This window comes from Oricola indica (assembly GCF_019966595.1).
GTDB classification, from domain to species: domain Bacteria; phylum Pseudomonadota; class Alphaproteobacteria; order Rhizobiales; family Rhizobiaceae; genus Oricola; species Oricola indica.
In genome coordinates, this window is record NZ_JAINFJ010000001.1 from 684,437 (window position 1) to 705,468 (window position 21,032).

15 protein-coding genes are annotated in these 21,032 nt (G+C 63.8%); 7 read left to right on the top strand and 8 right to left on the bottom strand.

All coding sequences use genetic code 11. From position 1 onward, the window contains the following. Window positions 1-72 precede the first annotated feature (72 nt). Entirely contained in the window at window positions 73-1,887 is a 1,815-nt protein-coding gene (locus tag LC343_RS03230; protein ID WP_223475650.1) for a chloride channel protein, read from the bottom strand. A 264-nt stretch (window positions 1,888-2,151) separates the two neighbouring features. Between LC343_RS03230 and LC343_RS03235 the strand changes: the two genes are divergently transcribed. The 3 genes from LC343_RS03235 to LC343_RS03245 all read left to right on the top strand — a co-directional run bounded on the left by LC343_RS03235 (window position 2,152) and on the right by LC343_RS03245 (window position 9,393). Continuing rightward, window positions 2,152-3,816, top strand: coding sequence for a chloride channel protein (locus tag LC343_RS03235; RefSeq protein WP_223475651.1), 1,665 nt, complete (start codon window positions 2,152-2,154; stop codon window positions 3,814-3,816). A gap of 125 nt (window positions 3,817-3,941) precedes the next feature. Further along, window positions 3,942-7,709 (top strand): PAS domain-containing hybrid sensor histidine kinase/response regulator, encoded by a 3,768-nt coding sequence (locus tag LC343_RS03240; protein ID WP_223475652.1) that lies wholly within the window; start codon window positions 3,942-3,944, stop codon window positions 7,707-7,709. Window positions 7,710-7,866: 157 nt separating this feature from the next. Further along, on the top strand, window positions 7,867-9,393 hold the full coding sequence (locus tag LC343_RS03245) for a helicase HerA domain-containing protein (RefSeq protein ID WP_223475653.1): 1,527 nt from the start codon (window positions 7,867-7,869) through the stop codon (window positions 9,391-9,393). A 35-nt stretch (window positions 9,394-9,428) separates the two neighbouring features. On the opposite strand, the gene LC343_RS03250 is transcribed toward LC343_RS03245, so the two are convergent. The 3 genes from LC343_RS03250 to LC343_RS03260 are packed head-to-tail and all read right to left on the bottom strand — an operon-like array spanning window position 9,429 to window position 13,920. Beyond that, entirely contained in the window at window positions 9,429-9,728 is a 300-nt protein-coding gene (locus LC343_RS03250; protein ID WP_223475654.1) for a transcriptional regulator, read from the bottom strand. Beyond that, window positions 9,725-12,799 (bottom strand): efflux RND transporter permease subunit, encoded by a 3,075-nt coding sequence (locus LC343_RS03255; RefSeq protein WP_223475655.1) that lies wholly within the window; start codon window positions 12,797-12,799, stop codon window positions 9,725-9,727. Before LC343_RS03255 ends, LC343_RS03250 begins: the two co-directional genes overlap by 4 nt. After that, entirely contained in the window at window positions 12,796-13,920 is a 1,125-nt protein-coding gene (locus tag LC343_RS03260; RefSeq protein ID WP_223475656.1) for an efflux RND transporter periplasmic adaptor subunit, read from the bottom strand. Before LC343_RS03260 ends, LC343_RS03255 begins: the two co-directional genes overlap by 4 nt. A gap of 118 nt (window positions 13,921-14,038) precedes the next feature. Between LC343_RS03260 and LC343_RS03265 the strand changes: the two genes are divergently transcribed. Next, on the top strand, window positions 14,039-14,575 hold the full coding sequence (locus tag LC343_RS03265) for a TetR/AcrR family transcriptional regulator (protein WP_223475657.1): 537 nt from the start codon (window positions 14,039-14,041) through the stop codon (window positions 14,573-14,575). Between the two features lie 5 nt (window positions 14,576-14,580). Here LC343_RS03265 and LC343_RS03270 read toward each other — a convergent pair whose 3' ends face one another. Then, a complete protein-coding gene (locus LC343_RS03270; protein WP_223475658.1) occupies window positions 14,581-14,982 on the bottom strand; it encodes a GFA family protein in 402 nt (133 codons plus the stop codon). A 218-nt stretch (window positions 14,983-15,200) separates the two neighbouring features. Between LC343_RS03270 and LC343_RS03275 the strand changes: the two genes are divergently transcribed. Continuing rightward, the gene (locus LC343_RS03275; protein WP_223475659.1) at window positions 15,201-15,824 is read left to right on the top strand and encodes an SAM-dependent methyltransferase; all 624 of its coding nucleotides are present in this window, start codon (window positions 15,201-15,203) and stop codon (window positions 15,822-15,824) included. Window positions 15,825-15,831: 7 nt separating this feature from the next. Here the strand turns inward: LC343_RS03275 and LC343_RS03280 are convergent, their stop codons facing one another. Both LC343_RS03280 and LC343_RS03285 read right to left on the bottom strand, forming a co-directional pair. Next, the gene (locus tag LC343_RS03280) at window positions 15,832-17,475 is read right to left on the bottom strand and encodes an acyl-CoA synthetase (RefSeq protein WP_223475660.1); all 1,644 of its coding nucleotides are present in this window, start codon (window positions 17,473-17,475) and stop codon (window positions 15,832-15,834) included. A gap of 122 nt (window positions 17,476-17,597) precedes the next feature. Beyond that, window positions 17,598-18,587, bottom strand: coding sequence for a LysR family transcriptional regulator (locus LC343_RS03285; RefSeq protein ID WP_223475661.1), 990 nt, complete (start codon window positions 18,585-18,587; stop codon window positions 17,598-17,600). Here LC343_RS03285 and LC343_RS03290 point away from each other — a divergent pair. Together LC343_RS03290 and LC343_RS03295 are read left to right on the top strand one after the other, a co-directional pair. Then, window positions 18,586-18,804, top strand: a complete 219-nt coding sequence (locus LC343_RS03290) for a hypothetical protein (protein WP_223475662.1) — start codon at window positions 18,586-18,588, stop codon at window positions 18,802-18,804. The genes LC343_RS03285 and LC343_RS03290 overlap by 2 nt on opposite strands. Window positions 18,805-19,139: 335 nt before the next feature. Further along, window positions 19,140-19,817, top strand: coding sequence for a PRC-barrel domain-containing protein (locus LC343_RS03295; RefSeq protein WP_223475663.1), 678 nt, complete (start codon window positions 19,140-19,142; stop codon window positions 19,815-19,817). 45 nt (window positions 19,818-19,862) lie between these two features. On the opposite strand, the gene LC343_RS03300 is transcribed toward LC343_RS03295, so the two are convergent. Then, a complete protein-coding gene (locus LC343_RS03300) occupies window positions 19,863-20,924 on the bottom strand; it encodes an aminopeptidase (protein WP_338018564.1) in 1,062 nt (353 codons plus the stop codon). Between the last annotated feature and the right edge of the window lie 108 nt (window positions 20,925-21,032).

The window sequence follows — 21,032 nt, forward strand, 5'->3', positions numbered from 1 at the left end:
GTCGCCCGTCACGGGGCATGATAGCGCGGAATGTGTTTCTAGGTCCGACCCGCGATGCGCGCAACGGCGCCGTCACGCATAGTGGTTCGAGATCACCGCCTCGGCGATTTCCGATGTGTCGATCACGCCAACGATGTTCTCGGTGCGCGGCACCACACCCGGCCCCGCGACCACGATCGCATAAGACCGGTTTCGCTGGTTCATGCGGGTGATCACCGAGTTCAGGATATGGGTCTGCGACGCGATCACATAGTCGCTCGACATGATCTCGCGTAGCGTCTGATGCGCGCGCCGGTCCGCCATGTAGGGGATCGTGCCGAACCGGACGAAACCGGCAATGCGCCCCTCGTCCTCGACGATCACGTGGATCGGTCCATCCATCTCCGCGGGCAGCGCCTTGAGCGCGTCCGACACGGTCATGTCGATCGGCAGAACGATGAAATTCGTCGCCATCAATTCCTTTGCCTGGCGCACGAGATACATGTTCGTGTGCCGGATCTGCGGTATCGGCCGGCCGCGATGGCGCAGCTTGATCGTGTAGATATTGTCGGCGATCAGCCAGCGCCGCACCCCGAGCGCGATCCCGACCGCCAGGACCAGCGGCACGATGACATTGTAGTCCCGCGTCATCTCGAAGATCATCACGATGGCGGTCATCGACGCGCCCGTCGCGCCGCCGACCAGCGCGCCCATGCCCACCAGCGCGAATTCCGCCGGCGCAAAGCCGCGATCCGGGAAAAGCGTCATCCCGATGACCCCGACGGCGCCGCCGAGCGCCGCGCCGATGAACAGCGACGGCGAAAACACGCCGCCCGAAGCCCCCGCGCCAAGGCTGACCGAGGTTGCGAAGATCTTGGCCGCCAGCAGAAGCAGCAGCAGCGCCAGCGTGTAGGGCTGGTCGTTCAGGATGTCCTGGATCGTCGCGTAACCGACGCCATAGGTGTGATACTGGCCGGTGACCAGGAAGAAGCCGTATCCGAGAACGCCGATCATCAGCATGCCGATGATGTTCTGGGTGTATTCGTTGCCGGGCAGCTTCGGGAACGTGTCCTCGCACCAGGCAAGCGAACGGATGAACGCCCAGGAGGCGATGCCGGCAAGCGCGCCAAGCACGGCGAATGCGATCAGCTGGACGAAATCCACGGCCTGGTGCACTTCGAGGTTGGCCAGCGGCACGATGAAGGCAGGGTCGAGACCGAAGGCGATCCGTCCGGCATAGGTGGCCGTCGCGGTCGCCACCACGACCGGCAGGAAGGTCCGCGTCGAGACTTCGGGCAGCAGCATCTCGACCGCGAAAAGCACGCCGCCGAGAGGCGTATTGAACGTCGCGGCGATACCGGCCCCCGCGCCGGCCGAAAGAAGGGTGATCTTCTCCCATCGCGCCAGTCTGAGCATGCGCGCCACGGTCGAACCGAACGATGCGCCGATCTGGATGATCGGTCCCTCGCGGCCGACCGATGCGCCACTGCCGATGGAGATGGCCGAGGCGAGCGACTTCACGATGGCCACCACGCCGCGCACATTGCCCTTGGCATGGTAGATCGCGAACATCACCTCGGGAACGCCGTGCCCCTTTGCTTCGGGCGCAAACGTCTTCACCAGCCAGACGACGATCAGCCCGCCGACAACCGGCGCGAGGATGATCGCGGGGCCGAACGGGCTCGGCGCATCGAACAGATTGGCGTCATAGACCGTCGAAAAACGCCCGTAGAAGAAGAGGTTGTGAACGACCGAGATCAGAATTCGGAAAACCACCGCACCCGCCGCTGCGACCAGTCCGATCGCAAAGGCGATCATGCAAAGGAGCGGCAGGGAGACGATCCGCGATTCATGGGGAGGCAGATCGGTGGAGGTCGTGCTGAGTTGCAGACGGTCTAACAGGGGCATGGTGCCGTTTTCTTCGTTTCTTGTTACGGCCGAAAGCGGTCGAAAGTGAGAGAACCGTCTGCGCTAAACGCTGAAATCGGCAGGAATGCGCCGGCGGAGCCCATGGAAAGCCCTCTCCTGAACCGCGCGACGGCGAAAATCAAGGCGCGGCGGGCATATCGCCTGCGGATCGCCCGACGCGACCGCTTCATTCCCGCCGTGAAGCGCTCTACTATGGCGCCGCATTCGCAACTTCACGCTTACGGAGTCGGCCGCGGCGGTACCATGTCAGACACGCCTTCACCCCTGCGCCGCCTGCTGGCAATGCTCCAGACGGGCTTCTCGGCGGCCCTGTCCGAGATGACGACGAACCTGCGCGATTTCACCGGCCGCCGCCTGCCCGCGGTCTGGCTTCTTTCGGTGATCATCGGGCTGGTCGTCGCGATTGCGGCCGTGCTCTTCCGCGAGGCCATAGGGCTCGTCCAGTTGCTGTGGCTCGGCACCACGTCGGAATCGGTGGTCAGCGCCGCCGCCGGCATTCCGAAGATCGTCATCTTCGCCGCACCGGTCGTCGGCGGCCTCGTCGTCGGCATATTGCTGCAGACGATCCAGTCGAAACAGCGAACCTTCAGCGTCGCGGATGTCATGGAGGCCCGAGTCCTCGGCGAGCGGGGTCTCCCCTTCTGGCCTGGTATCTCGTCGGCCCTCATAACCGCCCTATCGCTCGGCTCCGGCGCCAGCGCGGGCCGCGAAGGGCCTGTCGTCCATCTCGGCGCGACCCTTGGCTCGACCCTGTGCAGCCGGCTGCACCTGCCGGATTCCGCGCGCCGCGTCCTGCTCGCCTGCGGCGTCGCCAGCGCGGTCTCTGCCTCGTTCAACGCCCCGATCGCCGGGATGATCTTCGCCCACGAAGTCGTGCTCGGCCACTATGCGCTGTCGGCCATCGTGCCCATCGTGCTTTCCTCGGTTGTCGGCACGCTCGTCACCCGCTTCTGGTTCGGCGATGTCGCGGCCTTCATCATCCCGGATCACCAGATCACCTCCTACTGGGAGTTCCCGGCCTTCGCGCTTCTCGGCGTCACCTGCGCCATCGTCGCGATCCTGTTGCAGTTCTCGCTCGTCGCGACGGACTGGGTCGCGCGCCACATCAACATGGCGACATGGGTGCGTCCCGTCGTCGGCGGAGCGGGCGTTGGCGCGATCGCCGTGGTGTTTCCCGAAGTGCTCGGCGTCGGCTACGAAACGACCGACGACGCGCTGAACAACAATCTTCCGCTTCGAATGATGCTGATGCTGCTCGTCGCCAAGACCGCGGCGACCGCGATCACGCTTGCCTCGCGGTTCGGCGGCGGCATCTTCTCGCCGTCGCTCTATCTCGGCGCCATGGCTGGCGGCAGTTTCGGGCTCATCGCCGCCTCGGCGTTCCCGGAACTGGCCTCCAGCGAAGGGCTCTACTCGATCCTCGGCATGGGCGCCGTCGCCGCCGCCGTTCTCGGCGCACCATTCTCCACCATCATGATCGTGTTCGAACTGACGGGCGGCTATGCGCTGTCGATCGCGCTGCTGCTCACCGTCGCCATCGCCTATGGCATCAACCAGGCGGTTCATGCCCATTCCTATTTCCAGTGGCAGCTCGAGATGCGTGGCCTTTTCGTCAGCGAGGGACCGCACCGCGCCCTCACCCGCTCACGCCGCGTGATGGATTTCATGGATCCGCTCGATCCCGATGCGGAACCGGAACAGTACGATACCGAATCCGGCACACCCACGCTGAAGCGATCCGACACGCTGGAAGTTGCGCTGCGCCTGTTCGACAAGGGCGGGCATGCGCGCCTGCCTGTCATCGACGACAGGGAGCCCGAAAAGATCGTCGGCTGGGCGACCCAGGTGCGCGCGCTGCGCTATTTCAACAAGGCTCTCATAGACGCTTCGGTCGAAGAGCACAGATAAGCCCGGCCGGCCCAAAGCCGCGCTTGGTTAACGCGTGGTTCATCTGTTTCGGCGACTCTGCATACACCGCGTGCTGAAGTTGTGGTTCGGCGCGCCTGCAACTTTTGGATTGCGGCAGGGTAGTGATGAACAACGGATCGCGAACTGACACGGCGGCCCTCCTTCCGGAAGGCGCGACCCTCGACGACTACAAGAATATCGTTTCGGGCTCCGCCGGGTGGATCTGGGTCACCGACAAGGACCATCGCTTTACCTTCATGTCCGGTGACGTGGAGGAAATCACCGGCGTTTCCCCGGAGGAGATGATCGGAAGATCGCGCCGGGACATCTTCCTCAACCATACGAAAAACAAGGAAAAATCCGAAGCGCATCTCGAGGTGCTGGAACGCCGGGAACCTTTTCGCGACTTCATCTACGAATTCGTCGATCCGCGCGGCCAGGAACACTGGATTTCCGTCTCCGGCCATCCGGTCTTTGGAGAGAACGGCGAATTCGAAGGCTATCGCGGAACGGGAAACGACCTCAGCGACATCATCTCCATGCTCGAGGAAATGAAGCGCGCGCGCGACGAGACGCGCCGCCTGACCCAGATCATCGAGGCCAGCCTCGACGCGATCGGCTCCGGCGTCGTGATCTATGACGAAAAAGACAGACTACTCTACACCAACCGAGCGATGCACGATCTCTATCCGGGCGTAGCAGACATGCTCGTTCCCGGCGCCGAACTGTCGACGGTCATGCGCGCCTCCATCCTGCGCGAGGTCTACGCCACGAATCTGAAGGCCGAGAATCTGTCGGAAGCGGAACTCGACGAGGAAATAGCCGACCGCGTCGCCAAACATCACAAGACCCATTTTGAGATTGTTGAACAGCTGCGCGACGGACGCTGGTGCAAGATCGACAACCGCCGCCTCGAAAGCGGAATTTTCATCGGTATACGCACCGACATCACCGCCGAAAAGGATCACGAACTCCAGTTGGAGACGGCTCAAACTCAGACCGAGAAATCCTTCCGGCTTCTGCAGACAGTCCTCGACAATGTGCCGATAGGCATCGTCGTCTATGACGACAAGGACCGCTTCCTGCTCTCAAATCGCCGGTTGCAGGAAGACCAGCCGCTTCTCGGTCCCGCCATGCGGCCCGGCCAACCGCTCTCGGCGGCGGTCGATCTGGCGCATGCCAAGGAACTGTGGCGTGACAGCGAAGATCCCGAGATCGACATGCTGCACGACACCAATCCGTCGGAGTGGAAACGGCGCAAGCTGGATGAGTATCATCAGCACCGGTTTGAATCGCTGCGCCGCGCCCGTTCCGGCAACTGGCACAAGGTCGTCAACATCAGAACCGAAGACAACATGCTGATCGGCCTCAGGATGGATGTCACGGAACTGAAGGACCAGCAGATCGCGCTTGCCGAGCGCGTCCGCGAGAACGAACTCTACCAGAACATCATCGAGGCCATCCCCGCCGCGATCTACGCCAAGACCCCCGATCTCCGGCTGATCTACGCCAATTCCGGATGGGAGAAATTCGCCGGCGTCACGGTCGCCGAAAGCATGGGCAAGACCGATCTGGAGGTCTTCGGCGAATCCGGTCGGGAATACATGCAAGCCGACCGGAAGGTGCTGGAAACCGGCGAGGTTCAGCAACTCGAGGAAATCGGCGTCGGCGAAGACGGTTCGCCGCAATACCGCCTTGCACGCAAATCGAAGGCCGTCGGCTCGGACGGGTCGGTCTATGTCGTCGGCATCACGACCGACATCAACGAGATGAAGGCGCGCGAGAACGAAGCCATCGCCGCCCGCACCAAGGCCGAGCTCGGCCAGAGCATCCTCGACCGGCTCTCAAGCCCGGTTCTCGTGAAGGATACCGACGGCGTCTGCGTCATCGCCAACAAGGCGTTCGCCGAACTTCACAGCCTGTCGGTCGACCAGATCGTCGGCAAGAGAGCCATCGACATCGTCGGGCCGCAAAACGCCAACCAGGCCACGATGTTCGAGGACGAGGTCATGAAGACCGGCACGACCTTCGCGCATGAGCACGACATCCGGCGCGCCGACGGCACGGTCTTCGCGGCCAAGGCTTTCAAGTCGCGCGAACAACTGGCCGACGGCAAGAACTACCTCGTCATCCGCATCGAGGATATTTCCAAGTTCAAGGAACGTGAAAAGGCGCTCCGCGACGCCCAGATCAAGGCCGAGAACGCCGACCGCGCCAAGTCGGAATTCCTCGCCAATATGAGCCACGAGATCCGCACGCCGATGAACGGCGTTCTCGGCATGGCGGAATTGTTGACCGCCACCGATCTCGACAGCAAGCAGCGCACTTTTGCCGATGTCATCATCAAGTCGGGCAACGCCCTCCTGACGATCATCAACGACATACTCGACTTCTCGAAGATCGATGCCGGCCAGATGGAGCTCGATCCGCAACCCTTCGAACTGCGCGAGGCCGTCACAGACGTCGCCACGCTGATGACCGCACGCGCGCAGCAGAAAGATATAGAGATGATCGTTCGCGTCGACCCGGCGATCCACGACGCCTATGTCGGCGACGTCGGTCGGCTGCGCCAGGTCATCACCAACTTCGTCTCGAACGCGGTCAAGTTCACAGAGTTGGGCCACGTGCTGATCAACGTGGACGCCGTCGATCTCGGCGACGAGGCGAAACTGACCTTCCGGATCACCGATACCGGGATCGGTATCCCGGAAGACAAGATTGCGACGGTCTTCGAGAAATTCTCGCAGGTCGACGGCTCGTCCACCCGCCGCCACGAGGGCACCGGTCTGGGGCTCGCCATCTCGTCTTCCATCATCAGCCTGATGGGTGGGGAATACGGCGTCGAAAGCAAGATCGATGAAGGCTCGACCTTCTGGTTCTCGATCACGCTTCCCAAACACGGCGAAATCAGCCGTCCGGAACTTCCCTCGACCGATGTGACCGGCGCGCGCGTCCTGATCGTCGACGACAACTCGGTGAACCGCTCCATCCTGATGGAGCAGATGAACGCCTGGCGGTTCGACAGCTGCGCGGTCGGTTCCGGCATCGAGGCACTGCAGGTCCTGCGCGAGGCGAAACGCCTCGACGCGCCCTTCGAATGTATCGTGCTCGACTATCAGATGCCGGGCATGAACGGCACCGACGTCGCGGCCGCGATCCGCTCCGACAGCCGCCTGAGCGACACGCCGATCGTCATATTGACCTCGGTCGACAATGGCGTTTCGCCGGACGAGATCCGCCGCCTGCGCATTCACAAGAACCTGATGAAGCCGGCACGATCGTCGCATCTGTTCGATGCGATGGTGAACTCCATCGTCTCTTCGGAACGGACCCGCGATTCCCAGACCGCGAATGCACCCTCGCCCGCGGCAATCGCCCCGGAAGAGGTACCGGAAACGGCAAGCACGCGCCCGCTTCGGGAAAACCCCGCGCTTGAGCCAGCCCCCGGCGGCCCCGTCGCGCAGGCGAAGGACGCGGAACCGGAAGCGACCGATTTCGCGCTCGATGTCCTTATTGCCGAGGACAACGAGGTCAACCAGCTCGTCTTCTCGCAAATCCTGCTTGATTCCGGCTTCTCCTTCGAGATCGTCGGCGACGGCAGGCAGGCCGTCGACACCAGCGCCCGCAAGCCGCCGCGCCTTATCCTGATGGATGTCTCCATGCCGGAACTCAACGGGTTGGAGGCGACGGAAATCATCCGCAAGCGCGAAGAGCTGAACGGCCGCAGGACGCCGATCGTCGGCGTCACGGCGCATGCGCTCAAGGGTGACCGCGAGAAGTGTCTGGAAGCGGGAATGGACGATTACCTGTCCAAGCCGATCAGCCCCGACACCCTGCTGGCCAAGGTCAATGAGTGGCTCTCCAGCAGCCACTTCAGGGCACACAACCTTTAAGGCATCGCATCGTCTTCCCGACTGATGCGGTTTCGTGCGCCTCCTGCCTGTGGACCGTGCGCAAACCGGTTTCCGTCCGGCCCGCGAATCCTCTATCGAGGGGTGGGCCGGCGTCTCTGCCGGCTGTCCTCGAACCATCACCGCAGCGAGCCCGGCCTTGAAAGTCGACATCGACATGGGAACGACCGCCACGCATGACGCGGCGAAGCTCGATATCGAGGAACTGCTGGCTACACGCCTGCTCGTCCAGGGCAATTCCGGATCCGGCAAATCGCATCTGCTGCGCCGTCTGCTCGAACAGTCGGCCAAATGGGTCCAGCAGGTCGTCGTCGATCCGGAAGGCGATTTCGTCACGCTGGCCGACGCCTTCGGCCATATCGTCGTCGATGCAGACCGGTCCGAGGGCGAACTGATCGGCATCGCCAACCGCATCCGCCAGCACCGCGTCTCCTGCGTGCTGACGCTGGAAGGCCTCGAGATCGACGACCAGATGCGCGCCGCCGCGACATTCCTGAACGCGCTGTTCGACGCGGACCGCGAATTCTGGTTCCCGGTCCTCGTCGTGGTCGATGAAGCGCAGATGTTCGCGCCCGCCGCCGGCGGAGAAGTCGCCGAAGACGCGCGCCGCGCATCGCTCGGCGCGATGACCAACCTGATGTGCCGCGGCCGCAAGCGCGGGCTTGCCGGCGTGATCGCCACGCAGCGCCTCGCCAAGCTCGCCAAGAACGTCGCGGCGGAAGCCTCCAACTTCCTGATGGGGCGCACCTTCCTCGACATCGACATGGCCCGCGCCGCCGATCTTCTCGGCATGGACCGCCGCCAGGCCGAGCAGTTCCGCGATCTTCAGCGCGGCTCCTTCGTCGCGCTCGGGCCCGCCATGTCGCGTCGCCCGCTCAAGGTCACGATCGGCCCGGTCGAGACCGGCGCGCGCTCGTCGAGCCCCAAGCTGATGCCGCTTCCCGACGCGCCGCAGGACGTCGAAGACCTGATCTTCACGCCGGCTCCCGAGGATTTCGCCCGGCCTCCCGTCACGCGCCGCGCCGCGCCACAACCGCGCGCGACGACCGACATCATGGAGGACCTCGCGCACGCCGCGTCAGTCCAGCAGGCCGAACCGGAAGCCGAAACGCCCGGACGCCGCCCGCCGATGGACGCCGAGGAACTTGAGGTTTGGATCGCCGAGACGCTCGCCGCCATCACGGCCAGCGCGGAGTCCGCCTTCCGCTCCGACTCCGAACTATATCAGGATTTCCTGATGCGCGGCCGTATGCGCCGCATCGCCGGCGCGCCGCTCTCCATGGGGGAATTTCGCTTGCGCCTTGCCGTTGCGCGCTCGGGCGTCGACGAGGAAACGGCCTCCGGCGAAGCCTGGCAGACGGCGCTGTCGCTCGCCACGGGCGTGACCGACGATCTCCAGGGCGTCTTCCTGATGCTGGCGAAAACCGCGATCACCGCCGGGCCCTGCCCTTCCGACGCGGAGATCGCCCGCGCCTACGGCACCCATTCCGCGCGCCGCGCACGACGCTTCCTCGACTGGTTCGAGGAACAGGGCCTGATCGTCCTGCACCAGGACCACACCGGCAAACGCATCGCCGCCTTCCCCGACCTCGACGCCCAGACAACCGGCGGCAACGCCGACGCACCGCTCAGCGACGGAAACGGGCGGGTGGAAGCGGCGGAGTAGCGATTATCGACGCGGCGAGAGGAAGCCGCGCTGCCTCACTCGGTGATTTCCACCCCACCGCCTTCGGAGCCATCCAGAAACCGGACGCCGCGCGATTCCAGTATAAGCCGGAAGCGCCGGACGATCTCGGGCAGCGCGCCCTCATTGCCGTTCTCGAAGCGCGTTACTTCCAACCCTGACACATCCGCCAGGCGCGCCAGTTCGCGCACCGACATCACGATACCCGCCCGCGCCATCCGGCACTGGGCTGGCGTGATCAATTCATCCTCGCCCACGGACAGGGTCTCCAACCCTGCCCAGTCGAAGCTCTGCCGGCTGCCGCGTCTTCTCGTCATGGGTGTTCCGGCGTCGCCTCGGCATCATCCTCCGTTTCGGGGCTGAGATCGCGTGCGGAGATGAAGGTGTAGAACATCGGCACGACGAACAGCGTGAACATCGTTCCGATGAGAATGCCCGAAAAGATGACCAGCCCCATCGAGTTGCGCGCGGCCGCGCCGGCGCCCGACGACAGGATGAGCGGCACGACGCCGAGCGACATGGCCGCCGTGGTCATCAGGATGGGCCGCAGCCTGACTTTCGCCGAGGCGATGATCGCATCCAGGCGCGACAGGCCGTTATGCGTCCGCTGCTGGTTGGCGAATTCCACCAGCAGGATGCCGTGCTTGGTGATCAGTCCGATCAGCGTGATCAGACCGATCTGGGTATAGATGTTCAGCGTGCCGAGGCCGAGATTCAGAGGCACGATCGCACCGAAGATCGACAGCGGCACCGCCATCATGATGATCAGCGGGTCGCGGAAACTCTCGAACTGCGCCGCCAGCACCAGATAGATGACGACCACCGCCATCGCGAAGGCGATCAGGATCGTGTTCCCCTGCTCCTTCTCCAGCCGCGACTGGCCGGAATAATCCACGAAGAACCCGTCCGGCAGCGCCGCCAGGGCAATCTCCTCGATCGCCTGCAGGCCGTCGCCCGTGGTCACGCCGGGAAGCGGCAGCGCCGAGATCGTCGCGGAATTGAGCTGGTTGAACTGTTCGATGGAGGCCGGCGACGCCGCCGTGGAGACCGAGGTCACCGCCGACAACGGCACCATCTCGCCGGTCGCGCTCCGCACGAAGAAATCGCCGAGGCTTTCCGGGTTCTCCCGATATTCGCGCGGCACCTGCGTGATCACGTCATAACTGTTGGAATCGCGATCGAACTGGGCGACCGCGCCGCCGCCGACAAGGACGCCGAGCGTCGTGCCGACCTGGCTCGCGGGGATGTTGAGCGCCGCCGCGCGTTCCCGATCCACCGACACCGTCACCTGCGGCGCGTCGAAGGCGAGCGAGTTCTGCACGACGATGAACCGTCCGGATGCTTGCGCCTTCTGGCGGATTTCCTCCGCCACCTCGTAGACCAGGCTGGGATCGCCGGTCGACTGGATCACCACGGAGATCGGCAGCCCGCCGCCCGCGCCCGGCAGGGACGGCGGCGCGAAGACCAGCGCCTGAACCCCGGTGATCGAGGACAGCCGCGCCTGGATGTCCCCCTGTATTTCCTTTTGCGACCGGTCGCGTTCGCTCCAGTCGTCGAATGCCCAGACGGCGATGCCGCTATTCGTCTGGCCGCCGAAACCGACGATCGAGAAACTGGCGTCGAGCTCGGGCAGGTCCTTCGTCTTCTCCCGCATCTCGTCCACATAGACCGTCGTGTAGTCGCTCGTCGCATAGCGCGGCGCCGTGATCAGCGAAAACAGCGCGCCGCGATCTTCCTCGGGCGCGAGCTCGGTCGACGTCTTCACGAACAGGAAGCCGGTCAGCGTCACCAGCGCGATGACGATCATCAGCGTCACCGGCCGGTATTTCAGCGACCCGGAGACCAGCTTTTCGTAAAAGTTCTCCAGCCGTTCGAACGTCCGGTCGACAACGGCCTGGAAGCGGCTTTCCCCGTCATGCGCCAACAGCCGTGCGCTCATCGACGGCGTGATCGTCAGCGCCACGATGCCCGAGATCACAACCGCGCCCGCCAGCGTGAAGGCGAACTCCTTGAACAGCGAACCGGTCAGCCCGCCGGTAAAGGCGAGCGGCGCGAACACGGCGGCCAGGGTCAGCGTCATGGCGACGACCGCGCCCGATATTTCGCTCATGCCCTTAAAGGCCGCTTTTCGCGCGGTCATCCCCTCCTCGATATGGCGGTGGATGTTCTCCACCACCACGATCGCGTCGTCGACGACGAGGCCGATCGCCAGAACCATGGCGAGCAGTGACAGGAGGTTGATCGAATAGCCCATGCCGAGAAGCAGCCCGCAGGCGCCGATCAGCGAGAGCGGAATCGTCACGATCGGCATCAGCACCGAGCGGAATGAACCGAGGAAGAGCAGGATGACCACCACGACGATGGCGACCGCCTCGCCGATTGTCTTGAAGACCTCCTCGATCGACGCGCTGATGGCCTCGGTCGCGTTGTAGACGAGGTTCATCTCCATGCCTTGCGGCAGCGTCGCCTGGATGGCCGGCAATTCGGCGATGACCGCGTCCGCCGTGTCGAGCGGGTTCGCGGCGGGGGTCGGGAAAATGCCGATGAACGTGCCGGGTTCGCCGTTGAAATTGACCACCATGTCGGTGCTCTCGGCGGCGAGTTCGACATCCGCCACGTCGCGCAGCCGGACGAGTTCGTCGCCGCTGGACCGCAACGGCAGCGAACCGAACGCCTCCGGCGTCCTGAGCGTCGTTTCCGTCGTGATCGAATAGGTGACGTATTCGTTCTTGGTCTTGCCCGGCGCGGACAGGAAGTTCGCCTGGTTGATCGCGCCGACGACCTCCGCCGCCGTGACCCCGCGCGCCGCGAGGCGTATCGGGTCGATCCAGACGCGCATCGAGTAGTTCGCCGCGCCCATCACCTGCACCTCGGCGACGCCCTCGATGGTCGACATGCGCGGCCGGATGACGCGCTCGATATATTCGGTGAGCTGTTCCGCCGACATGTTCGGGTTCTGCATCGCGATATACATGATCGCGAATTGCTGGCCCGTGCCCTTGACGATGGTCGGGTCCTTCGCATCCGAGGGCAACTGCCCGCGGACCTGCTGGACCTTCGACATCACTTCCGTCAGCGCCACGTCCGGATTGGAGCCGAGCTTCATCTGGACCGTGACGACGCTGGCCGACGGCCGGCTCTGCGAGGTCACGTAGTCGATATTCTCGGTGGTCGCGACAGCGGCGGCGATCGGCGACGTCACGAAGCCCTGGATCAGCTCCGGCGACGCGCCCGGATAGACGGTGGTCACCGTGATGACGGTTTCCTCGACCTCCGGATACTCGCGCACCGCCAGGTTGAAGATGCCCTGGAAACCGAGCAGCAGGATCAGGATGCCGAAGACGGTCGCAAGAACCGGCCGCCGGATGAAGAGCGCGGAAATGTTCATTGCGCGCTGTCCTTCGCCCCGTCGGGCTGCACGGAGTTGTTGATCGTCACGCGGGCGCCGTTGGACAACCGGTTCTGCCCGGCATTGACCACCTCGTCACCGCCCGTCAGACCGTCGAGGATTTCCACGGTGCCGTCGGAGCGCCGTCCCGGCTTCACGAAGACCTGCTCGACCGTCAGCGTCGGCTCGGCATCGGAATCCCCTTCGGCCTCGACCGATTTGATCCGGAAGACAAAGTCGCCATAGAGGCTGGCGACAAGCGCCGTCTGCGGGATGACGATCACGTCGTCCTCGACCGGAAGGCCGACGCGCACGCGCACGAACTGGCCCGGGTTCAGGCGTCCGTCGGGATTGGTGATTTCGGCGCGCACAGAAACGAGCCGGGTGGCCGGATTGATCTTGGGATCGATACCCGTGATCTTTCCCGTGAAGGGCAGATCGTCTTCGCTGAGTCCGATGCGCACCGGCTGGTCGATCGCCAGCAATTCGAACTGCTGCTCGGGAACGGTGAAATTCGCGTTCATCGTCTCGAGGTCCTGCAGCGTGGCGACGACCTGGCCGGGCGAAATATACTGGCCGATATCGATCTGCGGGATACCGATGGTCCCGCCGAAGGGCGCGCGCAACTGCTTCTGGTTCAGCACCGCCTGCAGTTTCGTCACCTGCGATGTCGAAGCCGTCGCGGCCGCCTGCGCGGTTTCCAGCGTCGATTGCGAGCCAACGCCCCGCTCCTGGAGTTCGCGCGCACGCACGAGGGCCTGCTCGTTCAGGCTCAGCTGGGATTTCGCCGACGCGAGATCGGCCTGCTGCACCTCGTCGTCGAGCCGAACCAGGAGGTCTCCCTCGGAGACCGTCGCATTGGCCTCGAACTGGATTTCCTTGACCACGCCGGGCACTTCCATCGTCAGGTCGACGCCGTTTGCCGCGTTGACCGTTCCGATCGCGCGGATCGCCGGCTCCCAGGACACGGACTGGACCTCGGTCGTCGAAACCGCGACCGGCGGCTGCTGCATGTTGGCGAAGAAATCCTCGATCGCCTGATCGCGGAAGAGGTTGAACCCCACCAGTCCGCCGCAAATCACGACGAGCAGAATGAAGGCGATGATGAATCTCTTGATCATGAACGGGGTCCGTTGTCGTTCGTTGGACGGCGGCAGCACCCATCCAGCTGGAAAGGCAGTTGCGGTCCGGGACAGTTTACTGTACCGTCTGGACGGTAAAGTCAATGGGAGGTCGCAGATGGCGCGTGGAGAATCATCGCGCGAGAAGATCCTGACGGCGGCCTCGGAACTGGCCATGAGCGATGGCGCCGCGCATCTCTCGCTGGACTCGGTCGCCGCCCGCGCCGGCGTGTCCAAGGGTGGCCTGCTCTACAATTTCCCCAACAAGGCGGCGCTGATGCGTGCCCTCGTCGAGCGTTTTCTGGATGAATTTCGCGCCGAGCTGGACGAAAAGGCCGACCGGTTGCAGGGAAACGATTTCGCGGCGCGTTACATGGATCAGGTCGTCAGGACGCTGGACGAGAAATCGCCGCCGTCATCGGGCCTTCTGGCCGCGCTGGCCGAGGATCCGTGCCTGCTGGCGCCGGTCAAGACGTTCAACCGCGAGCTTCTCGACCGGATGCTCCAGGAAACGCCCGATCCCGGCGCGGTGCTCACCCTGTTCCTCGTTCTGGAGGGCATGAGAGCCCAGCAGGTCTTCGGAACCGCCATTCTCGGCGAGGAGGAACGCCGCCTCGTTCTCGATAAGATCGCATCGATGATAGGAGCGGCGTAAGCCACCTACCCCGGTCGCTGATCGAACGTCTCCACCGCCTCCAGATGCTCGTCCCAATTCGCCTTGTCGGCAAAGAAGATGTGCCCGTCCGGCTTTATGTCGACCGGCGTGTCGAGGCAGCCCGCCGGCACGACCACGGCCTCCTCGCGCGCACGCGGCATCGGCGAGCCGCAATCCGCACAAAACGCCTTCATGAAGCGCGTGCCGGGCACCTCGAACAGCTTCACCTTCTCCTCGCCGGAAAGCCATGTCAGCTTGCCATTAAAGGAGAACAGGTTCGACGCATGCGCCGTCCCGGAAAACTTCCGGCAGCGGCTGCAATGGCACAGAAAGAACTTGTCGAAATCCCCGTCGATCTCGAACGCCACCGCGCCGCAAAGGCACGAGCCGGAATGTTTATGGGTCATGTCTGTCTCCTTCCATGCGGGCTCTCGCCGGAACAACCACTCCGGAAACCGTTTAAACGGTCGGGTCGTATCGCGCAGCACCAAATCGCGGTCGCGGTCGCGTCTTTTCACGCAACAATGAAACTTACATGATATTGACAACACCTCTTTCATGTATCATTTGAAGTTCCATGAATCTCCGAACGACATCATCCCTTTCACGAACCGCTGGAACCGACATGACCGCACCGAGCGAATCCGAAACCTTCTGGGAAGACCTTTACCGCGACGCCTCTCCCGAAACCTCCGGCCGCCCCTCCACTGTCCTCGTGCGATATGCCCAGGAAAGAACGCCGGGCCGCGCGCTTGAACTGGGTTGCGGCAAGGGCGACGATGCCGTCTGGCTCGGCGGGCGCGGCTGGACCGTCACCGCCGTCGACGTTTCGGCGACCGTCCTTGGCTTCGCCCGCGCCAATGCCGAACGCGCCGGTGTCGCCGACCGCGTCACCTTCGCCCGACACGACCTGTCGCAGACATTCCCGCAAGGCGAATTCGACATGGTCTACGCAATGTTCCTGGAATCGCCGGTCGAATTCGGCCGCGCCAACGCGCTGCGGCAGGCGGCTTCGGCACTCGTGCCGGGCGGCCTCTTGCTGGTCGCGACCCACGGCTCCGCCCTGCCCTGGCGTTCCGGCAACCCCGACCACGTCTTCTCCACGGCAGACGAAATCCTCGCCGGCATGGCGCTGGACATGTCAGGCTGGACCACGGTTCAGGTCGGCCCGCTCACGCGGCAGGCGACCGGCCCGGAGGGCCAGACCGCCGAGGTGATCGACAACCTGATCGTCCTGGAACGGCGCTGAACCGCGCTCACACGTCCTTCGCCTGCTCCCTGAGCACGTATTTCTGGATCTTCCCCGTCGAGGTCTTCGGCAGTTCCGAAAACACCACGTGCCGCGGGCATTTGTAGTGGGCGATCAGGTTGCGGCAGTGGGCGATGATGTCGTCCGCTGAGGCATCCTTGCCCGGTTTCAGTTCGACGAAGGCGCAGGGCGTCTCGCCCCACTTCTCGTCCGGCCGCGCCACAACGGCAACCGCCGCCACGGAAGGGTGCTTGTAGATCGTGTCCTCCACCTCGATCGAGGAGATGTTCTCGCCGCCGGAAATGATGATGTCCTTGGACCTGTCCTTCAGCTGGATATAGCCGTCCTCGTGCATCACGCCGAGATCGCCGGAATGGAACCAGCCGCCGCGAAAGGCTTCGTCGGTGGCCGACGGGTTCTTCAGGTAACCCTTCATCACGATATTGCCGCGGAACATCACCTCGCCCAGCGTCTCGCCGTCGGCGGGCACCTTTTCCATCGTTTCCGGGTCCATCACGGTCACGTCTTCCAGCGCCGTGTAGCGCACGCCCTGGCGCGCCTTTCGCGCCGCCTTGTGCGGACCGTCGAGCAGGTTCCACTGCGCATGCCACTCATTGACCACCGCCGGCCCGTAGGTTTCGGTCAGCCCGTAGAGATGGGTCACCTCGAAGCCCGCATCCGCCATGCCCGACAGCACGCTTTCCGGCGGCGGCGCGGCGGCGGTGTTGAAGGTCACGGTCTGCGGGAAGTCGCGCTTGTCCTCGTCCGCTGCGTTGATCAGCAGCGACATGACGATCGGCGCACCGCAAAGATGCGTCACGCCATGGTCGGAGATCGCGTCATACATCGCGCCTGCGCGCACCCAGCGAAGGCACACATGCGTGCCCGCCTGCACGGCCAGCGTCCACGGAAAGCACCAGCCATTGCAGTGGAACATCGGCAGCGTCCACAGATAGACCGGGTGCTTCGCCATGCCGGACGCGATGACATTGGCATAGCCCATAAGCGCCGCGCCGCGATGATGATAGACCACACCCTTCGGATTTCCGGTCGTCCCCGACGTGTAGTTGAGCGAGATCGCGTCCCATTCGTCGGCCGGCATCTGCCAGGCAAATTCCGCATCGCCGTCGGCGATGAACGCCTCGTATTCGAGGGGTCCGATCATCGGCCCCTTCGGGAACGGCGCGTCATCAGGGTAATCCGGATCGTCGTAATTGATGACGATCGGATCGGCTTCCGCCCGCTTCAGCGCGGCGGCCATCACATCGGCGAATTCGCGATCGACCAGCACCACCTTCGCCTCGCCATGGTCGAGCTGGAACGCGATGATGTCGGCGTCGAGCCGCGTATTGATCGACAGCAGAACCGCGCCCGCCATCGGTATCCCGTGATGGGCTTCCAGCATGGCCGGCGTGTTGGACAGCATCGCCGCCACCGTGTCGCCGCGCTGAACGCCCGCCTTTTGCAGCGCCGAGGCCAGCTTGCGTGACCGTGCGTAGAAATCGGCATAGGTCCTGCGCAGCGAACCGTGAATGATCGCGACATGGTCCGGAAACACGGCCGCCGCCCGCTCCAGATGCTTGAGCGGTGTCAGCGGCTGGTAATTGGCCGCGTTGCGTTCCAGCCCCTCGCCATAGATCGTGCCTTCCATCTTTCTCCTCCCGATGGTGACAATATGCGAAGCGCCGTTCTACTGCGCCGCCTCCCCCGCGTCATTATCGCTTTTGTTTTCGCCCCGGCAACCGCGTAAAAATACGGCCAAAGAGGGCGTCGCTATCGGAAGATCGCCGCGTAGCGGGGCGCGAAGAACTTGGTGAACATCTTCACTTCCGGCCGCCGGTAGGCGTCCGGCGAGACGAGCATCAGGTGCTGGGCCGACAATTCCTCCGGCGGCTCGAAACAGCGGATCAGCGTTCCCGCCTTTTCTTCCCCCTCCACCAGCCGCAGGTTCCTGATGCCAAGAGCGCGGCCGGACCTCACCGCCGCGTCCATCAGCTCGATTTCGCTGTATCTTTGCAACCGGTCCGGCGAAACGTGGCGCAGCATCCATTCCTCGAGCCGTTTTAATAAGCCCGTGCGATCGGATGTCACGAAGCAATGACCCTTCATGTCTTCGGGTGACTTCGGCAGACCATGTTTCGCCGCATAGGCCGGCGCACCGTAAACCGAGAAGCGCGCGGTGCTGATATGCCGGCAGATCAGTTCCGGTTCGGGCGGTTCCCCAAGGATGCGAAGGGCGATGTCCGCCTCGCCCGCCATGAGATCCAGCGTTTTCGCGCTGGGCAGGAACTCGAACTGGATGTCCGGATGCATCGCCATGTAGGCGGTAAAGATGTCCGACACACGCGGCGAGAAATTGCCGGAATACGCGGTAATCCGGATAAGGCGCGGTTGTGACAAATCGTGCGCCCTGTCCGCCAGCGCCTCGGCCGCCGTCTCCAGCGCCTCCGCGAGTGGCAGCAGCGTCCGTGCGGCATCGGTCGGACGAAAACCGCGATTATCGCGCTCGAAAAGTGTCAGCCCGAACACATGCTCCAGCGCTTCGATGCGCCGCGCGACCGTCGGCTGCGCGACGCCGAGCGCGTTCGACGCGGCGAGCGTCGATCCCTTCCGACACACTGCCAGGAACACACGCACATCCGACCAGTTCTGGAAGCCGTTCTTCATTTTTGAAGAACAGCACAACGCCGACAATTCTTCCAGCACCAAGTGTCGCAACGTAACCTTCCCGTCATCCAATACGGAAAAAAGGATCCAGGCCATGACGACGATAACGCTCTTCCCCGGCATTCGACATATCGCGGACGTGATCCTCGCCCGTTTCACCCCGTCGAGGCCGACCCTCCCCGTTAAGGCAGCAGCCCCGGAGACCGGAACCGAGCGGCGCGAGGCGATGGAGGAAATGCTGCTTGCATACCCGGCTTGCTGCGCCAGCGAATTTGGAATGCAGTGGATGTATATCAACTACCGTCGGGGCTGATCTCCAGGCGCGTAACGGGGACCGTTCACCCGCAGCGTCTCGCCGCCTTCAACGGCGCGCGGCGCTTGTCCCTGTCCAGCACACCGCGACGCTCCACCGCAGCATGGAAATCCGGATAGCTGCCCGAACAGGCCGCAAACAGGCGCTCGAAATCCGACACGAGATCGTTACAGACGGCGGTCGCGTCACCACGAGAATACGCCCGACCGGTTCCATCACATACTATTTCAGCACGGGCGAAATATGTGCCCGGCCGAAAAAGGAACGTGTTCGGCTTCGACGCCGTTGTGGACCCAATGGCGCACCCTCCAGTCGCCATAACAGAGGAGATTGTCATGAAACGCACACTTTTGACTTCGACCGCATTCATCGCCCTGATCGCCGCCCCGCTGGCGCCGGCATTCGCACAGGACCAGGCCCCGGCCGACAAGCCGGCTGTCATCCTGCCGGGCGACGACGTGAATTCGATGGACACGGACACCATGGGGTCCGACACCGGTGAAACCATGACCGGCGAAGCGCCGGCCGAAGAGGTCGCGCCTGCTGCCGAAACCACCGAGATGGCCGAAGCCGACGATTCGATGTTCTTCATCTACGAGGAAGACAACCAGTATCGCTCGACCAAGCTCGTCGGCCACACCGTCATCAACGGCCAGGACGAGACGCTGGGCGACATCAACGACCTCGTCGTTTCCGCCGACGGTCAGCTGGAAGGCGTCATCATCGGCGTCGGCGGCTTCCTCGGCATCGGCGAAAAGGATGTCGGCGTTCGCTTCGACGCCCTGTCGATTTCCGAGAACGCGGAAGCCGGCGACATGAATCTTGTCCTCGACACCACGCGCGAGGAACTGGAAGCCGCTCCCTCTTTCGTGACGAAGGAAGAGCAGGCCGCCAATGAACAGCGCAAGAAGACGATCGAGGAACTCGGCACCGATTCGGGCATGACCGGCGCGATCGCGCCCGTCGATCCGAATGCGACCGAGCCGGCAGCGCCTGCCGCGCCGGCCGAATAACCGGTCATTCCAAACGAGAAGGGCGGCCCCAACGGCCGCCCTTTTTCATGTCCCGCAACGGCGCGCCGCTTTGAGAGCGGCCAGCCTTTTTGTCTTGTCCAGCGCACCGATCCGCCGGACAGCCTCGTAGAATTTCGGATAATCGCCCGAGCAGGCCTCGAACAGCTCGACGAATGCCGGCACGAGGTCGTTATAGACGGCGGTCGCCGCCAGCTTGGCGTTGTTGATCGGCGCGTCGAACCACCCATCGTAGCCCGCATATCCGCCCCATCGCCCGTCCCGCAAACGCCGGTAGCGCGCCCGCAGCCTGTCGATGGCGTCCGCCTTCGCGGCGCGCTTTTCCTCCGCGCTGTCCGCGCCGCGATAAATCCCGATCAGCTCGGTCCGCGTCTCGGCGATCAGATCCAGGAAATCCGCCTCGCGCTTCAGCTCCGCCTCGTAGCGCCCCAAAGCGGCCGCATCCCCCCTGTCCTTCAGCCACTTCCTGACCCCGCTCGTTTCCACCGTGACCGCGAAGGCCTCGTTGAAGGCGGTGTCGTTGCGCACATAGAACCGCTGATGCGCCAGTTCGTGAAAGACCAGCGCCACCAGAAACGCCTCGTCGCGGCGAAACATCGTGTTGAGCAGCGGATCGCTGAACCAGCCGAGCGTCGAATAGGCAGTGATGCCTGTGACATGGACATCCATGCCCTCGTCCCGCACATCCTTCGCGAATTCGATCGCCGCGTCCCGCGAGAAATAGCCGCGATAGGGCACGCAGCCGAAAACCGGGAAACACCATGTCTGCGGAACCAGCGAGAATTCCGGTGCGGCGAACACCGCCCACGTCACCGCATCGCGGCCCGTATCGACATAGCTCCGGTAGCTGGCGTTGTCGGGCAGCGCGAGTTCGTCCGTCGCATAGCGGCGGATATCGCTTGCCAGCGCCATCTCCGCGCGCAGTTCCGCCGGCTGCGACGGATCGTCGACGAGCTTTGCGACCGGCTGCCGGGCCGAGAGCATCTCCAGATGCCCGTTCACCGACTGCGCGTAATAGGAGATGCCGGTACAGCCGCTGAGCCCCGCAACCAGCACCGCCGCCACCGCAAATCGAACAAACACGCCCATCATGTTTCGCCCATAGCACGGCTTGCGAGACGCCGCAGGCCATTTCCGCGAAACCCGGCGCCGAAAAAACCTGCGCGCCCACTCGGGCCATTCCTGTTCCGTTCTGGT

What these genes read in the sequence shown, in the direction of transcription:
- LC343_RS03290 (WP_223475662.1), top strand. Translation starts at nt 18,586, where the DNA reads ATGACGACGATAACGCTCTTCCCCGGCATTCGACATATCGCGGACGTG.
- LC343_RS03285 (WP_223475661.1), bottom strand. Translation starts at nt 18,587, where the DNA reads ATGGCCTGGATCCTTTTTTCCGTATTGGATGACGGGAAGGTTACGTTG.
- LC343_RS03275 (WP_223475659.1), top strand. Translation starts at nt 15,201, where the DNA reads ATGACCGCACCGAGCGAATCCGAAACCTTCTGGGAAGACCTTTACCGC.
- LC343_RS03300 (WP_338018564.1), bottom strand. Translation starts at nt 20,924, where the DNA reads ATGGGCGTGTTTGTTCGATTTGCGGTGGCGGCGGTGCTGGTTGCGGGG.
- LC343_RS03295 (WP_223475663.1), top strand. Translation starts at nt 19,140, where the DNA reads ATGAAACGCACACTTTTGACTTCGACCGCATTCATCGCCCTGATCGCC.
- LC343_RS03230 (WP_223475650.1), bottom strand. Translation starts at nt 1,887, where the DNA reads ATGCCCCTGTTAGACCGTCTGCAACTCAGCACGACCTCCACCGATCTG.
- LC343_RS03260 (WP_223475656.1), bottom strand. Translation starts at nt 13,920, where the DNA reads ATGATCAAGAGATTCATCATCGCCTTCATTCTGCTCGTCGTGATTTGC.
- LC343_RS03270 (WP_223475658.1), bottom strand. Translation starts at nt 14,982, where the DNA reads ATGACCCATAAACATTCCGGCTCGTGCCTTTGCGGCGCGGTGGCGTTC.
- LC343_RS03255 (WP_223475655.1), bottom strand. Translation starts at nt 12,799, where the DNA reads ATGAACATTTCCGCGCTCTTCATCCGGCGGCCGGTTCTTGCGACCGTC.
- LC343_RS03265 (WP_223475657.1), top strand. Translation starts at nt 14,039, where the DNA reads ATGGCGCGTGGAGAATCATCGCGCGAGAAGATCCTGACGGCGGCCTCG.
- LC343_RS03250 (WP_223475654.1), bottom strand. Translation starts at nt 9,728, where the DNA reads ATGACGAGAAGACGCGGCAGCCGGCAGAGCTTCGACTGGGCAGGGTTG.
- LC343_RS03235 (WP_223475651.1), top strand. Translation starts at nt 2,152, where the DNA reads ATGTCAGACACGCCTTCACCCCTGCGCCGCCTGCTGGCAATGCTCCAG.
- LC343_RS03280 (WP_223475660.1), bottom strand. Translation starts at nt 17,475, where the DNA reads ATGGAAGGCACGATCTATGGCGAGGGGCTGGAACGCAACGCGGCCAAT.
- LC343_RS03240 (WP_223475652.1), top strand. Translation starts at nt 3,942, where the DNA reads ATGAACAACGGATCGCGAACTGACACGGCGGCCCTCCTTCCGGAAGGC.